Origin of the sequence: Pseudomonas sp. IB20, assembly GCF_009707325.1 — a bacterium.
Classification (GTDB): Bacteria; Pseudomonadota; Gammaproteobacteria; order Pseudomonadales; family Pseudomonadaceae; genus Aquipseudomonas.
The window spans coordinates 2247854-2262788 of sequence record NZ_CP046103.1 but is presented as its reverse complement, the minus strand read 5'-3'; the positions used below and the strand labels follow the sequence as shown (position 1 = coordinate 2262788).

Here is a 14935-nt window from a genome sequence, read left to right as displayed (position 1 = left end):
GGGTGACCGCAGTGCTCTGCTTTCTGTGGGAGCTGCAGCGCCTCTTAAATCAGGCCGGGAAGTTAGCCCGCAGCGCCTCAAGCCCACCGCTGTACACGCCGGTAAACAACTCCTCCACCGCCACGTCCGTAGTCCCCACCGCCGGGGTAAACACGCCGGACCAGGTCACTTTCGCCGACGCCTCCGTCAACGCCTCAACCTGCAACGTCGCCAGGTAGGCACTCACCGGAAACGGCGACTGCTCAATGGTGTAGGTATAAGTGCGCGCCACGTTATCGAAGCTCTGCAAACGCTCAACCACGACGCCGCCATCTGCAGTTTCCAAATGACGCACACGCCCGCCGTCGCGCGCCTCGCTCTTGACGATCAACGGCAGCCAATCCGGCAGCGCGTTAAAGCCACCGACCAACTGCCAAACCTGATCGGCCGAAACCGGTACTTCAATAACAGAAGAAGCTGTTGCCACAATAAATACTCCAACAAAGTAAAAAAATCAGATCGCCATGCTGTCGACAACACCACCGTCGACCCGTAACGCGGCACCTGTGGTTGCAGAAGACAGGGGTGAAGCAATGTACGCCACCAGGTTCGCCACTTCATCCACATTCGCCGCGCGCTGGATGATCGAGGTGGGCCGCGCATGACGCACAAACACGCCTGCCTCTTCCCGCGCGCTGCGCCCAGACTGGGCTGTGGCGCCTTTAAGCATCTGTTCCAGGCCATCGAAAAAGGTCGACCCCGGCAGAATTGCATTCACCGTCACCCCAGTACCCACCAACCAGTACCGAATAAGCCAACTGACACTCCGCTTGCGCGAGCAAGCCCACTCTTACATTTGGATCGCGGCGCCTACTGCTGTGGCGCCTTTAAGCATCTGTTCCAGGCCATCGAAAAAGGTCGACCCCGGCAGAATTGCATTCACCGTCACCCCAGTACCCACCAACCAGTACCGAATAAGCCAACTGACACTCCGCTTGCGCGAGCAAGCCCACTCTTACATTTGGATCGCGGCGCCTCAGCTAACCAGCTCCCGCAGCCGGAACCACAACATCCCCAGCGCCAGCAGCGGTGAACGCAAGGCCTTGCCGCCCGGAAACGTCATGTGCGGCACCTGGCTGAAGGTATCCAGGCCTTGGCTATGACCGGCATGAATGGCTTCGGCCAAAAGCTTTGCGCACCAGTGCGTCACGTTCAGCCCATGCCCGGAATAGCCTTGGGCATAGAAGACATTCGGGTATTGCTCGAGCCGCCCAACTTGGGGAAAACGATTGGCGGTAATGCCGATCTTGCCGCCCCACTGGAACTCGATGGCGGTACCTGCCAACTGCGGGAACACCTTGAGCAGCTTCGGTTGCATATAGGCGGCGATGTCCGCCGGGTCACGCCCGGAGTAATGGCAGGCACCGCCGAACAGCAGGCGGCGGTCAGCGGAAAGCCGGTAGTAATCCAACCCGACTTTCTGGTCGCACAGCGCCAGGTTCTGCGGGATCAGTTGCTTGGCGACGTCCTTTGATAAAGGCTCGGTGGCGATGATGTAGCTGCCCGCTGGCAGTACTTTGCCGCTCAAGCGTGGCTCCAACTCTTCCAGGTGTGCATTGCAGGCCAGCACTAACTTAGCGGCACGCACCGTGCCTGCGGCGCAGCGTACTTGCACGGTGTCGCCGTGGATCAGTTCGAGGACCTGGGTGTGCTCGAAAATCCGCACCCCGAGCGACTCGGCCAACTGGGCCTCGCCGAGTACCAGGTTCAGCGGGTGCAGGTGCCCGGAGCCCATGTCCACCAGGCCACCGGCATAGGCCGTCGAGCCGACCACTTGCTGCATGTCCTGCGGTTCGACCAGCCGCGTTTCATGCGCATACCCAAGCGCCGCCAGGCTCTGCTGTTCCCCCTTGAACGCGGCGAATTGCGCCGGGGTATTGGCCAGCTCGCAAAAGCCCCAACGTAAATCGCAGTCAATGCTGTGCTGACGAATGCGCTCGCCCACCAGCGCCACCGAATCAATCCCGGACCGCTCCAGGTAACGCACGCCCTCCTCGCCTACATACTTGGCAAACCCCGACACGTCGTGGCCGATGCCGCGAATCAACTGCCCGCCGTTGCGCCCGCTGGCGCCCCAGCCGATGCGCCGGGCCTCCAGCAGAATCACCGAGAGCCCGCGCTGGGCCAGCTCAATGGCCGTGTTGACGCCGGTGAAACCACCGCCGATCACACACACATCGGCGCTGAGGTCAGCGCCCAGCGCTGGACGCTCGGGCATGGCATTCGCCGAAGCCCGATAGTAGGACTGGGCGTGGTCTTGGGACTGAGTCATTTATTGGTCTTCACTTTGCTCCAGGCGCGGGTCATCAGGCGCATGGTCGTCGGGGTCGGCGTGGTGGAAATATAGAGTTTGTCGAGCACTTCCTGGGAGGGGTAAACCTCAGGGTTATTCACCAGTTCCGGCGCCATGAAGGGTTTGGCGGCGGGGTTGGCGTTGGCATAACCCACCGACGCACTGACCTTGGCGATCACCTCAGGGTCGAGCAAATAGTTGATAAAGGCGTGGGCTTCTTTCAGGTTGCTCGCGTCGGCCGGAATGGCCAGCAGGTCGAACCACAGGTTGGAGCCCTCCTTAGGAATCGAGTAGGCGATATTCACGCCATTCTTGGCTTCCTTGGCGCGATTGGCCGCTTGGAATACGTCCCCTGAATAGCCGAAGGCCACGCAGATATCGCCGTTAGCCAAGTCCGAAATGTACTTGGAGGAATGGAAATAGGTGATGTAGGGCCGCAGCGTCAACAGCTTGGCTTCGGCCTGCTTGTAATCCTCAGGGTTCTCGCTGCGCGGGTTCTTGCCCATGTAGTTGAGGATCGCCGGGAACAGTTCATCTGCCGAGTCGAGGAAGGCGACGCCGCACTCGTGCAGCTTCTTAATGTTCTCGGGTTCGAACAGCACCGCCCACGAGTCGATGTGGTCGACGCCCAGCACCTGTTTGACCTTGTCGACGTTATAGCCAATGCCATTGGTGCCCCACAGGTACGGCACCGAGTGCGCGTTGCCCGGGTCGTTGTTCTCCAGCAACTTGAGCAGCTTGGGGTCGAGGTTCTTGAAGTTGGGCAACTGCGAGCGGTCGAGTTTCAGGAACGCCCCGGCTTTCACCTGGCGCGCCAGGAAGTGGTTGGACGGCACCACCACGTCATAGCCGGTGCGGCCTGCGAGCAGCTTGCCTTCCAGGGTCTCGTTGGAGTCGAACACGTCGTAGATCACCTTGATCCCGGTCTTGGCCTGGAAGTCAGCCAAGGTGGTCTCGCCGATATAGTCGGTCCAGTTATAGACGCTCACCGTCGGCGCGGCCTGGCCGGCACTGCTGAACGCCGCCACCAGGGCCAGCGGGAGAAGCTTTTTCGCAAGACGCATATCGACACCCCTTTTAGTTTTTTAGACGCTCAACAGCAGGAACTCACGCTCCCAGGAACTGATCACCCGCTTGAAATTCTCATGCTCGGCGCGCTTGACCGCGACGTAGCCGCGCACGAACTTTTCGCCCAGGTACTGCTTGACCGTGTCGCAGTCCTCCATCCGCGCCAGGGCATCTTCGAGGGTGAACGGCAGTCGCAGGTTGCGGCGCTCATAGGCGCGGCCTTCCACCGGCGCGCTCGGCTCGATCTTTTCGATCATGCCCAGGTAGCCACACAGCAGACTTGCGGCAATCGCCAGGTACGGATTGGCATCGGCGCCCGGCAAACGGTTTTCCACGCGCATCGCCTCGGGGCTGGAAGTTGGCACGCGCAGGCCGACAGTGCGGTTTTCTTCGCCCCACTCCACATTGACCGGCGCCGAGGTGTCGGGCAGGAAGCGGCGGAACGAGTTCACATTCGGGGCGAACATCGGCAGCAGCTTGGGGATGTACTTCTGTAAGCCGCCGATGTGATGCAAAAACAGTTGGCTCATCTTGCCGTCGGCATCGACAAACACTGGCTTACCGGTGGCGATGTCCACCACGCTCTGGTGCAAATGCATGGCGCTGCCCGGCTCATCGGCCACCGGCTTGGCCATGAACGTCGCCGCCACGTTGTGCTTCAGTGCGGCCTCGCGCAGGGTGCGTTTGAACACGGTGATCTGGTCGGCCAGATCCAGCGCATCGCCGTGGCGGAAGTTGATTTCCATCTGCGCCGGGCCGTCTTCGTGGATCAGCGTATCGAGGTCAAGGCCCTGTAATTCGCACCAGTCGTAGACATCTTCAAACAGTGGGTCGAATTCGTTGGCGGCGTCGATGGAAAACGACTGGCGGCCGGTTTCGGCGCGACCGGAGCGACCAACCGGGGTTTTCAACGGCAGGTCCGGGTCTTCGCAGCGCTGGGTCAGGTAGAACTCCATTTCCGGCGCGACAATCGGCTGCCAGCCTTGGTCGGTGTAAAGCTGCAGCACCTTCTTCAGCACGTTGCGCGGCGACAACTCGATGGGGTTGCCCTGCTTGTCGAAGGTGTCATGGATCACGATGGCGGTGGGTTCGATCGCCCAAGGGATGACGTACGTGGCGTTGGCCACCGGGCGGCAGATCATGTCGATGTCGGCCGGGTCGAGCAGGTCGTAGTAGACGTCGTCGTCGACAAAGTCCCCGGTTACCGTTTGCAGCAACACACTTTCCGGCAGGCGCATGCCTCGCTCATGCAGGAACTTATTGGTGGGCGCAATCTTGCCGCGTGCGATGCCAGTCAAATCACTGATCACGCATTCGACTTCGGTAATCTTGTGTTCTTTCAGCCAGGCGTGCAGCTGATCGAAGGGGGCGTTCATAAGGACCTCGTCATGGGTTGGATGATGCGCCGGCTTGTACTCCTGGCGCATTGAGGTCTATCTTGGGCCAGCCTTGTAACGGCATCTATCCACTTTGCACGCAGCACAACGCACCAATAGAGTGCGCACGGATCACCCATGACACAGGCAACAGCTTTGCGCGTACAGGCCTTCACCACCGGTGATGTGGCCGCTCAATGCAGTGCGACACCCGGTTGGGTGCAGCACTACCAGCAGATGTCCCCGGGGCATTTTGCCGGGCAGGTTCGCTACCTCGACCTGCAAGGCGTGCAGGTGTACGAAGAGTGCATGAACACCCGCGTGGAACAGCATTTCAACGCACCGCCAGGCTCACTGGCGTTCTGTTTCGACGGCAGCGACAACGCGCTGTACATGCTCAATGGCGAAAGCCACAACACCTGGATCACCCCGGAAAACTACCGCGAAGTGGCGGTGGTGTTCGGCCCGCAGTTCGTGCAGCGCCATGGTTTGGATGTGGCCAAACTCGAGGGCCTGTTCATGGCGCCGCTGACCTGCCAGCAGAACGCGCTGTTCACCCGCTGGCTCAGTGGCACCCTCACGCGCTTGTCTGCGACCGTCGACCCGATCAGCCGCGATGCCCTCACCCAACAGTTGCTCGACGACTGCCTGTTCATCCTCGACAACGCCTGTGTGTGCCTGGACCGCAGCTCACTGCAACGGCGCAGCGAAGAACGCCGGTTGATGGCACGCATCGGTGAATGGGCGGCGGATGCGCCGGATGAAACCGTCAACCTGCTGGAACTGGCGCAGATTGCTGGCGTGCCGTTGCGCCAATTGCAGCAAGGCTTCAAGACCTACACCGACATGAGCCCGGCGCAGTGGTTGCGCTTGCGCCGCTTGAACGGGGCGCGGCGCGAGTTGCTGAGTTCAACGGACACTACCGTGGCGGAAGTGGCGATGAATTGGTCGTTCTGGCATTTGGGGCGGTTTTCCAATAGCTATCGGGCGTTGTTCCAAGAGCTGCCGAGCGAGACCCTCAAGCGCTCCAGCTGAAATGTGCTGTGCCACTCTCAATAACTTGTAAAACCCCGTCGATCCACCTAGCTTATGCGCCCCCCCGCCCTGCGCTTTAAGGCCTTGCCCCATGGTTTTGCGTTTTCGCCCCGTCGTCACTTCACGTTTCGCCCTCGGCCTGCTGCTCAGCGGCGGTATCGGTAGCAGCCTGGCAGCTGAAATAGAACTGCCGGCAGTGAACGTCCAGGGTCAGGATGAATCGGGGTATCGCACCAACACCGCCTCGGTCGGTGGCTTCGATGAAGCGCCGTTGCTCGAAACGCCCGCTTCGATCACCGTGATCAACGCCGCCATGATCAAGGACCAGCAAGCCCGCCTGCTCAGTGAAGTGCTGCGCAACGACGCCTCGGTGGGCGACAGCTACGCCCCCATCGGCTACTACGAAAATTTTGTGGTGCGCGGCTTCTCGCTGAACGCGGCAAGCAGCTACAAGATCAACGGGCGCACCATCACCGGCGAGCAGAACGTCGCCCTGGAAAACAAGCAGCAAGTGGAAGTACTCAAAGGCCTGGCCGGTTTGCAAAGCGGGATTTCCGAGCCCAGCGGCGTGATCAACTACGTGACCAAGCGCCCAGAGGATGTGCGTTCGGTGACCGTGTCCACTGATGATCGCGGCAGCGGCTATGTCGCCACCGATGTCGGCGGTTGGTTTGGCAGCGAGCAGCAGTTCGGCCTGCGCGCCAACGTCGCCCATGAAGACCTCAATGCCTATGTGGAACACGCCAATGGCCAGCGCGATTTTGTGTCCCTGGCCTTCGACTGGAACATCAGCCCCGATGCGCTGCTGCAACTGGATGCGGAGTACCAGAACAAGCAACAGCGCTCGGTGCCGGGGTATCAGCTGTTGGGGGGAACCGAAGTACCGCATGGCGCGTCACCGAAAAAGCTGTTGGGGCACCAGAGTGGTTCCAAACAGGTCGGCATTGAGTCGCTGAACCTCAACGGCAATTTCGAGTACCGCTTCAGTGATCAGTGGAAAGGCAGCGTAAGTGCGGCGCGCAGCAAGGTGGTGATTGACGATTACAGTTCGTTTGCGTGGGGTGGCGACACCCAGGGCTTCGGCAATCACTTCACTCCCGAAGGCAACTACGACATCTACGACTACCGCAGCCCCGACGACACCCGCCGCGACGATGAAATCCAGGCAGCCATGACCGGGCTGTTCGACACCGCAGGCCTGGGCCATGAACTGACCTTTGGCACCAGCGCGTTCCGCCGGGTGATCGACAAACGCGAAGCGGTCAACGAATACATCGGCAGCGGCAACATCAACGAAGACGCACCGACTTTCAAGCCTACCGATAAACCGCTGAAAGACAGCCACCGCAACCTCGACAGCCGCCAGTACGGCCTGTTCGTCACCGACCGCATTCGTTTCAACGAACAATGGCAAACCATCCTCGGTGGTCGCGAGGTACGCCTGGATGAAAAAGCCTTCGATGTGAATGGCAACGAAAATCGCCACACGCAGCAATACGTATTCTTGCCGCAAGCCTCGCTGATCTATAAGCCAGTGGAAAACATCTCGCTGTACACCAGCTACAGCAAGGGCCTGTCACTGGGCGGTACGGCGCCGTGGTTCGCCACCCATAAAGGCGACACCCTTGCCCCAACCGTCTCACGCCAAATCGAAGCCGGCGTAAAATACGACTGGCGCCGCATCAGCTTCGCCGCCGCCGTGTTCCAGACGCGCCAGGCCTATCAATACGCCAAGCCCGAAGGTATCGAGTTCACCTACGTGCAACAGGGCCAGCAAAAGAACACCGGGATTGAATTGTCGGCCAACGGCTGGGCCACCGACCGCCTGCAAATCGCAACCAGCGTGGCGGCGATTCGCGCGCGGGTGAACGGCAGCGGCACGCCGGATTACGAAGGCCATCAGGCGATAAACGTGCCCAAACTGCGCGCCAGCGTGTACGCCGACTACGCCCTGCCGTGGGTGAACGGGTTGGCCGTGCTCGGTGGCGTGCAATACAGCGCCAAGAAGTCCGCCAACCGCACCGGCAATGTTGAGGTCGGGGATTACGCGGTGGTCAATGTCGGCAGTCGCTACACCACCAAACTCGATGGCTATGAGACGGTGTTTCGCCTGAGCGTCGACAACCTGTTCGACAAGCGCTACTGGCGCGACGCGGGCGAATACATGGGCGATGACTACCTGTTCCAGGGCGCGCCGTTGACCGCACGCCTGAGCGCCACGGTCAACTTCTGAACACACGCGGCGCTGCCAGCCACAGCGCCGCCAGACCACAGATCAACAGGCTCCAACCCAGATCCTGGGCCCAGGCTACCAAGCTGAGCCCGGCACCGATCAGCAGGTAATACATCAAGCCAAACAGCGCAGCGGCGGTGCCCAGCCGGTCGCGATAGGCGACCAACGCGGCCCCCAACACATTGGGAATCGCCATGCCGAACGCCAACACCACCAGCAACATCGGCCCTACGAATAACCAGCTGTGCTGCAGCAGCAGTACCAACAAACCACCCAGCACCGCGATAGCTGCAGCGGTCAGCACCAACTGCTCACCGTTCATGCCGCGCTTGAGCAAGCGCGTGTTCAGCCACGCGCCAAGCCCTGACCCCAGCGCCAGTAGCACGCCGCTGTAGCCGAACTCGGCGGCAGACAACCCCTGTCGCGCGAAGATAAACGGGCCCACGCTGTAATAGCCGAACAGTGCAATATTGAACGCCGCCACCAAGCCGACCGAACGCCATATTCCCGCGTCCCTGAGCATCAGGCCCAAGGTCTGGGGCAGCGATGCCGTCGGTAACGATGCAGGCCGCGTCTCGGGCAAGGCCCACAAGCACCAACCCCACAGCGCCAGTGCAAGCAGCAGCAAACCGGTGAGCACGCCGCGATAGCCAAAGTACTGCACCAGCGTCGCGCCACTGAACAGACCCAGTGCCGGGCTGGCAGCCAGGGCAATGCCCATCAGCGAAAACACCTGGGCCAGTTCGGCGCCATGGTAGCGGTCGCGCAACAGCGTCTGCGTGACGACCGAACCCACGGCCGCGCCAAACGCCGCCAAGGCCTGGGCCAGCAGCAAAGCGTTGAACGTGGTCATTTTCAAGGCCAGCGCCGAGGCGCCAACGTACAGCGCCAACCCGGCCAACATCACCGGCCGCCGCCCCCAGCGATCACACAGCCGGCCCCACACCACGACGCCAAAGGCGAACGCCAGGAAGTACACCGACAGTGTCTGCCCTGCCCGTTCAGGCCCGACCGCAAAGGCCCGGCCGATGTCACCCAGGGCCGGGCTATACAGCGTTTGGGCCAGTTGCGGAAACATCAGCAACGCCATCGCCAGCACCAGCAGGTTTTTAACGTTCATCACTCACTCCCATTTAACAGCGCAAGGAGTGTAAGGACTGGCGACTGGGGTATTATCCAAACTTCGACAGTTTATCCATCGAATCGGACAACCTATGGCCTGGCTCTCCGCCACCGCATCTTTCGATCCCGACCGCTTGACGACCCCGGTCATCGGCATCGCCGCACTGCTTGGCGACCATGACTCCGGTCTGCACCGGCACCAACGTGGGCAACTGTTGTTCACTCAGCAAGGCTGCACCCGTATCACCCTGGACAACCAACTTTGCCTGCTGCCGCCTACGCGCGCGGCGTGGATACCCTGCGGCGTACCCCATCGCGCGGTGATGCACAAAACCGTGGATTACCGTTCGATGTATGTGAGCCCGGCGTTGGCCGAGCAATTGCCGAAACAGGTACGGGTGATCGAGGTGAGCGCCTTGTTGCGCGCGGTGCTGGAACCGATGGCGATGGCGCCCTTCGAGACCGACTGGCAGGCCGGCCGGTACGCCCATTTGTTGGGGCTGTGCCTGGACGAAATCCAGGCTGCTACCGAGCAACCGATGCTCCTGCCCTTGCCGCAGGATAAACGCCTGGCACCGTTGCTGGTCGATCTCCAAACGCTGCCGCCCACCCTGCAAGAGCTGGAAAAGCAGATTGGCGCCAGCGCCAAGACCATCGGCAGGATTTTCCTGCGGGAAACCGGCCTGGGGTATCAGCAATGGCGCCAACAGTGGCGTTTGATGCGGGTCATCGAACTGCTTGCGAGCGGCCGGAGCCTGGGCTACTGCGCTTTCGAGTTGGGCTTTGCCAGTGACAGCGCGTTGATCGCTTTCTTCAAGGGCATGACCGGCACCACGCCACGCGGGTATTTCAAGTCACGCTGAGGGCTCACTTGGGCATCGCGGAACCCTAAGCCGCTGCTACCGCAGCAACGGATATGTACCCAATCACTCCGGCAAAGGAATCACCCGCAACCGCCGCACCGACTTATACGAAAAACTCGAATAAATCTCCTTAACACAAGGCAACGTCTGCAACACCTCCCGCGCAAACTCCCCAAACGACTCCAGATCCCGAGCCACCACCTCAAGCAAAAAATCATACCGCCCCGACACGTTATGGCACGCCACAATCTCAGGAATCTCCAACAGCCGCTGCTCAAACGCCCGAGCAATTTCCCGCGTATGACTGTCCATCATGATACTGACAAACGCCGTCACCCCATACCCCAACGCCTTGGGCGACAGGATCGCCTGATACCCACTGATCACCCCACTCTCCTCCAGGCTCCGCACCCGGCGCCAACACGGTGAGGTGGTCAGGGCCACCCGGTCAGCCAACTCCGCCACGGTCAGACGGGCATTGCCTTGCAACGCGTTCAAAAGAGCCTTGTCAGTGCGATCAAGATTGACGGGCATATCTTGCCTCTACTCATTATTTTTATGGACGTTCCATCCCTTAACGCGGGAAATATCGGCAAACTTTGCAACTTTCTTCCTTGGTTATGAGCATAGCATTGTAGGAAATAAGGAGCGCCCGACATGAACAATAAACATAATGCATGCGGCTTTTCCACCCGCGCCATCCACCACGGCTATGACCCCAAAGACCACCACGGCGCCCTCGTTCCGCCGATCTACCTGTCCGCCACCTTCGCCTTCCCCACCGCCGAATACGGCGCCACCTGTTTTGCCGGCGAAGCCAGCGGCCACTTCTATACACGCATCTCTAACCCAACCCTGGCCCTGCTGGAAACGCGCATGGCCGCCCTGGAAAACGGCGAGGCCGCCGTGGCCTTCAGCTCCGGCATGGGCGCGATTGCCGCGACGTTCTGGACCCTGCTGCGCCCTGGCGATGAAGTGATCGTCAGCCAGACCCTCTACGGTTGCACCTTCGCCCTGCTGCACCATGGCATTGGCGAGTTCGGCATCAAGGTGCGCCATGTCGACCTCACCGACCTGGCCGCCTTACGTGCGGCACTCTCCCCCGCCACCCGCATGATCTACTGCGAAACCCCAGCCAACCCCAACCTGCGTCTGGTGGACATTGCCGCCGTGGCCGAACTTGCGCACCAGCAACCGAATGTCACGGTGGTAGTCGACAACACCTACTGCACGCCTTACCTGCAACGCCCTCTGGAACTGGGTGCCGACGTGGTGGTGCACTCAGCCACCAAGTACCTCAGCGGCCACGGCGATATCACTGCGGGTATCGCCGTGAGCAGCCAGGCCCTGGCGCAACGCATCCGCCTGCAAGGGCTCAAGGACCTGACCGGCGCGGTGATGTCGCCACAGGATGCGTCCTTGCTGATGCGCGGCCTCAAGACGTTGGCGCTGCGCATGGATCGCCATTGCAGCAATGCCCAGGCAGTGGCCGAAGCTTTGCAGGCGCACCCGGCCGTGCAGTGGGTGACCTACCCCGGGCTGCGTTCTTTCCCACAGTACGAACTGGCGGCGCGGCAGATGAAGCAGTCCGGCGGCATGATCGCCTTCGAACTCAAGGGCGGGATTGAGACCGGGCGGCGCTTCATGAATGCCCTCAAGCTGTTCACCCGCGCGGTGAGCCTGGGCGATGCCGAGTCACTGGCCCAGCACCCGGCGAGCATGACCCATTCCACCTACACCCCGGAAGAACGCGCGCAACACGGTATCAGTGAAGGCCTGGTGCGATTGTCGGTGGGGCTGGAAGACATCGCCGACCTGCTGGCGGATGTGCAGCAGGCGCTGGCCAAGTGCACCCGCGCCGCCCCGCGTCAGGCGATGATAGAAGAGCACGCAGTAAAATAAGGCCTACATGCCAAGTAATACTTTCCCACACACGGTGAGTCGGACAGGTCCGACCATCGTTATGCGTTTTTAATCTGATTTTTCCAGATTGGATCCCCCTCAGCTCGCAATGCTGTACTAGCATAGGTCTCGGCGGGAGGATTATCACCGTAGGTTATTCACCCTGGTTACCTTATTAAACCCCGTCGCTATAAGGCTGAATACCTGCACTCGAAACTCATGGAAGAACTGATGAACTCACACCTGTTCCCACATATAGGCAAGGTCATCGCCAGCACCGGCAGTCGCCACTTCCCACGTATGCTGCATGACCTCATCCTTACCCAACTGGCAGTGGACGCTACCCATATCACGCAGCTGCGGGTGGGTGCCGAAGGCCATACCCGCCGCCGGATCAGCCCGGTCTACACCGATTCGGTAGTGGCCTTAGGCGCAGAACAACCGGCAGCCCAACTGCACCTCACGCGCCGCAAGGACGATGTAAGCTACGTGTTGTCGGTGTACCGCTCGCACCAGTCGGAAAGTTTTTCGCCGCAAGAACGCAGCATGCTGCAGGACTTCTCCACGCTGCTGCTGCCGATGGTGGAAAAACACATCACCGCGATCCAGCCGTGCCGCCAGAACAACGACCCGGCAATGCCGGAAAACCAGGGCATCGAAACCCTGCGCCGACGCATTGAAGAACGCCTGGTGCAATCGGGGCTGACCTTGTCCAACCGCGAACTCGAGGTGTGCGTTGGTCTGCTAGCCGGGCGCACTGCACCGGAGTTGGCGGAGCAACTGACGCTGAAGGTCAACACCATCGAGAGTTACCTCAAGCGCGCCGCAATCAAGCTGGGGATCAGTGGGCGGCATTCGTTATTGCGGTGGATGTATGCGACTGAGGAAGGAACGGTCACAATCCTCTGAATCACCAAAAAACCCTGTGGGAGCGGGCTTGCTCGCGAATGCGGTGTGTCAGCGCCAAATGTACTGCTGACCCACCGCTTTCGCGAGCAGCCCGCTCCCACATTTGATCTAAAGTGTCAGTGATACCTGATCCAGTCAGTCCCGTGCCAACGCCTCAATCGGGTCCAGCCGCGCCGCATTCCTGGCCGGCACAAAGCCAAACACAATGCCGATCAGGGTCGAGCAGGCAAACGCGGTCACGATCGAGCCTAAGGAAAACACCATCTCCCACTCCTTCACAAACAACGAAAACAGATAGCCGATCGCAAAGGACAACGAGATCCCGATCATCCCGCCGATCAAGCACACCATCACCGCCTCCACCAGAAACTGCTGGCGGATATCCGACTGACGCGCCCCCACCGCCATGCGAATGCCGATCTCGCGGGTACGCTCGGTGACCGACACCAGCATGATGTTCATCACCCCGATGCCGCCCACCAACAACGAGATCACCGCGATCAGCGACAACAGCAGCGCCAGCGAGCGGCTGGTTTTCTGAACCGTCTGCATGATGCTGTCGAGGTTATTGGTGAAAAAATCCTTGGTGCCATGGCGTTGCAGCATGAGCTTATTGACGTTTTCTTCCACCACCTTGCTCGGCTGGCCGTCCTTGATACGCACGGTGATGCTGTCCAGATGGCGCTGGCCCAGAAGGCGTCCGGCCGCGGTTTCGTAAGGCACCCACACGTTCAGCGCCTTGCTGGCGGCGAACATGTTCTTATTGTCGGCCGTCACACCAATCACCGTACACGGCAGGTTGCCGACCAGGATCACCTGGCCCAACGGGTCCACATTCGGCCCGAACAGGCGATGCCGGGTGTTGTGGTCGATCACCACCACCTGCGCCTGGCGCCGCGCGTCGTTTTCGCTGAAGGCAATCCCGGCTTCCAGCTTCAGCCCTTTGACTTTGAAGTAGCGGTCGCTGACACCATTGACCTGTGCATCCAGGTCGATATTGCCAAAACGCAGCAGCAGGTTACGCCCCACCACCGGCGTGGCACTGTCGACGTAATACAGCTGATTCAATGCCTCCACATCCGACGGCATCAGCGTCTCGATGGCTGACGCGCGGCTGTCACCAAAACTGGTACCGGAAAAGATGTCGATGGTGTTGCTGCCGATGGCCTGGATGTCCTTGAGCACATAACGCTTGGCACCTTCGCCGATGGCCGAGATCGACACCACCGAGGTGATACCGATGACGATACCGAGCATGGTCAGCAAGGTGCGCATGCGATGGGAAATCAGCGCGACCCAGGCCATGTTGAACGCTTCCTTGAACAAACCCAGGCTCGCCACCAACCGTCGGGCGCCGCTGCGCCGGGTCTCGATGGGCGCCTCAGTGGGCGCGTCCAGCCCGACACGGTCATTGGCCTTGTCGCTGACAATCTCGCCGTCACACACCTCGACAATGCGCTGGGCATTCGCCGCGACCTTCGGGTCGTGGGTCACAATAATCACCGTGTGCCCGGCGGCGTGCAGCTCGGCTAGGATGCGCATCACCTCCTTGCCGCTGTGGGTGTCGAGGGCACCGGTGGGCTCGTCGGCGAGGATCACCTCACCGCCGTTCATCAACGCGCGGGCAATACTCACCCGCTGTTGCTGCCCACCGGACAACTGGCTCGGCCGGTGACTGGTGTGCCCCGCCAGGCCCAGGCGCGTGAGCAAATCGCGTGCGCGGCTGTGGCGTTGTGCCTCGGGAGTACCGGCGTAAATCGCCGGCATTTCCACGTTGTGCAAAGCACTCAGGTGCGCGAGCAAGTGGTAGCGCTGGAAGATAAAGCCGAAGTAATCGCGGCGCAGTTCCGCCAGTTGCTCATCGCCCAGCGAGCGAGTTTCGATGCCATTGATCTTGTAGCTGCCGGCAGTGGCGTAATCCAGGCCGCCAAGGATGTTCATCAGCGTCGATTTACCCGAGCCGGAAGCGCCGATAATCGCGAGCATTTCCCCGGCGTGAATGGTCAGGTCGATACCCTTGAGCGCAATGAACTCACGCTCGCCGGCCATGAAACTGCGGGTGATGCCCTTGAGTTCCAACAGTGGCTGGGTCATG

General features: G+C 60.7%; 12 protein-coding genes and 1 pseudogene. 5 read left to right on the top strand and 8 right to left on the bottom strand.

Annotated elements, in window-relative coordinates; all coding sequences use genetic code 11:
- Positions 1–49: 49 nt before the first annotated feature.
- From GJU48_RS10435 to GJU48_RS10415, 5 genes and pseudogenes are all read right to left on the bottom strand, one after another.
- On the bottom strand, positions 50–466 hold the full coding sequence (locus tag GJU48_RS10435; protein ID WP_094953819.1) for an SRPBCC family protein: 417 nt from the start codon (positions 464–466) through the stop codon (positions 50–52).
- A 27-nt stretch (positions 467–493) separates the two neighbouring features.
- Positions 494–778: pseudogene (locus GJU48_RS10430) on the bottom strand (SDR family oxidoreductase); the annotation flags it as partial.
- 237 nt (positions 779–1015) lie between these two features.
- Positions 1016–2311, bottom strand: a complete 1296-nt coding sequence (locus tag GJU48_RS10425) for an NAD(P)/FAD-dependent oxidoreductase (protein WP_094953820.1) — start codon at positions 2309–2311, stop codon at positions 1016–1018.
- Positions 2308–3396 (bottom strand): polyamine ABC transporter substrate-binding protein, encoded by a 1089-nt coding sequence (locus GJU48_RS10420; RefSeq protein WP_094953821.1) that lies wholly within the window; start codon positions 3394–3396, stop codon positions 2308–2310. Before GJU48_RS10420 ends, GJU48_RS10425 begins: the two co-directional genes overlap by 4 nt.
- A gap of 21 nt (positions 3397–3417) precedes the next feature.
- On the bottom strand, positions 3418–4776 hold the full coding sequence (locus GJU48_RS10415) for a glutamine synthetase family protein (protein WP_094953823.1): 1359 nt from the start codon (positions 4774–4776) through the stop codon (positions 3418–3420).
- A gap of 138 nt (positions 4777–4914) precedes the next feature.
- On the opposite strand from GJU48_RS10415, the gene GJU48_RS10410 reads away from it, so the two are divergent.
- The gene (locus tag GJU48_RS10410; RefSeq protein WP_094953822.1) at positions 4915–5811 is read left to right on the top strand and encodes a helix-turn-helix domain-containing protein; all 897 of its coding nucleotides are present in this window, start codon (positions 4915–4917) and stop codon (positions 5809–5811) included.
- 91 nt (positions 5812–5902) lie between these two features.
- Complete coding sequence (locus tag GJU48_RS10405) at positions 5903–8044, top strand: TonB-dependent siderophore receptor (protein ID WP_094952728.1); 2142 nt, start codon at positions 5903–5905, stop codon at positions 8042–8044.
- On the opposite strand, the gene GJU48_RS10400 is transcribed toward GJU48_RS10405, so the two are convergent.
- Positions 8034–9164, bottom strand: coding sequence for an MFS transporter (locus GJU48_RS10400; RefSeq protein ID WP_094952729.1), 1131 nt, complete (start codon positions 9162–9164; stop codon positions 8034–8036). The genes GJU48_RS10405 and GJU48_RS10400 overlap by 11 nt on opposite strands.
- 94 nt (positions 9165–9258) lie before the next feature.
- Between GJU48_RS10400 and GJU48_RS10395 the strand changes: the two genes are divergently transcribed.
- Positions 9259–10029, top strand: a complete 771-nt coding sequence (locus GJU48_RS10395; protein ID WP_094952730.1) for an AraC family transcriptional regulator — start codon at positions 9259–9261, stop codon at positions 10027–10029.
- 63 nt (positions 10030–10092) lie between these two features.
- Here the strand turns inward: GJU48_RS10395 and GJU48_RS10390 are convergent, their stop codons facing one another.
- Positions 10093–10563, bottom strand: coding sequence for an Lrp/AsnC family transcriptional regulator (locus GJU48_RS10390; protein ID WP_094952731.1), 471 nt, complete (start codon positions 10561–10563; stop codon positions 10093–10095).
- A 123-nt stretch (positions 10564–10686) separates the two neighbouring features.
- Here GJU48_RS10390 and GJU48_RS10385 point away from each other — a divergent pair, with 123 nt between their 5' ends.
- On the top strand, positions 10687–11931 hold the full coding sequence (locus GJU48_RS10385) for a methionine gamma-lyase (protein ID WP_094952732.1): 1245 nt from the start codon (positions 10687–10689) through the stop codon (positions 11929–11931).
- 231 nt (positions 11932–12162) lie between these two features.
- A complete protein-coding gene (locus tag GJU48_RS10380; protein WP_094952733.1) occupies positions 12163–12840 on the top strand; it encodes a response regulator transcription factor in 678 nt (225 codons plus the stop codon).
- A gap of 135 nt (positions 12841–12975) precedes the next feature.
- Here the strand turns inward: GJU48_RS10380 and GJU48_RS10375 are convergent, their stop codons facing one another.
- Positions 12976–14934 carry a MacB family efflux pump subunit gene (locus GJU48_RS10375; protein WP_094952734.1) on the bottom strand — a complete coding sequence of 653 codons (1959 nt, stop codon included), beginning with the start codon at positions 14932–14934 and terminating at the stop codon, positions 12976–12978.
- Position 14935 lies beyond the last annotated feature (1 nt).

What these genes read in the sequence shown, in the direction of transcription:
- GJU48_RS10425 (WP_094953820.1), bottom strand. Translation starts at nt 2,311, where the DNA reads ATGACTCAGTCCCAAGACCACGCCCAGTCCTACTATCGGGCTTCGGCG.
- GJU48_RS10420 (WP_094953821.1), bottom strand. Translation starts at nt 3,396, where the DNA reads ATGCGTCTTGCGAAAAAGCTTCTCCCGCTGGCCCTGGTGGCGGCGTTC.
- GJU48_RS10415 (WP_094953823.1), bottom strand. Translation starts at nt 4,776, where the DNA reads ATGAACGCCCCCTTCGATCAGCTGCACGCCTGGCTGAAAGAACACAAG.
- GJU48_RS10410 (WP_094953822.1), top strand. Translation starts at nt 4,915, where the DNA reads ATGACACAGGCAACAGCTTTGCGCGTACAGGCCTTCACCACCGGTGAT.
- GJU48_RS10405 (WP_094952728.1), top strand. Translation starts at nt 5,903, where the DNA reads ATGGTTTTGCGTTTTCGCCCCGTCGTCACTTCACGTTTCGCCCTCGGC.
- GJU48_RS10400 (WP_094952729.1), bottom strand. Translation starts at nt 9,164, where the DNA reads ATGAACGTTAAAAACCTGCTGGTGCTGGCGATGGCGTTGCTGATGTTT.
- GJU48_RS10395 (WP_094952730.1), top strand. Translation starts at nt 9,259, where the DNA reads ATGGCCTGGCTCTCCGCCACCGCATCTTTCGATCCCGACCGCTTGACG.
- GJU48_RS10390 (WP_094952731.1), bottom strand. Translation starts at nt 10,563, where the DNA reads ATGCCCGTCAATCTTGATCGCACTGACAAGGCTCTTTTGAACGCGTTG.
- GJU48_RS10385 (WP_094952732.1), top strand. Translation starts at nt 10,687, where the DNA reads ATGAACAATAAACATAATGCATGCGGCTTTTCCACCCGCGCCATCCAC.
- GJU48_RS10380 (WP_094952733.1), top strand. Translation starts at nt 12,163, where the DNA reads ATGAACTCACACCTGTTCCCACATATAGGCAAGGTCATCGCCAGCACC.
- GJU48_RS10375 (WP_094952734.1), bottom strand. Translation starts at nt 14,934, where the DNA reads ATGACCCAGCCACTGTTGGAACTCAAGGGCATCACCCGCAGTTTCATG.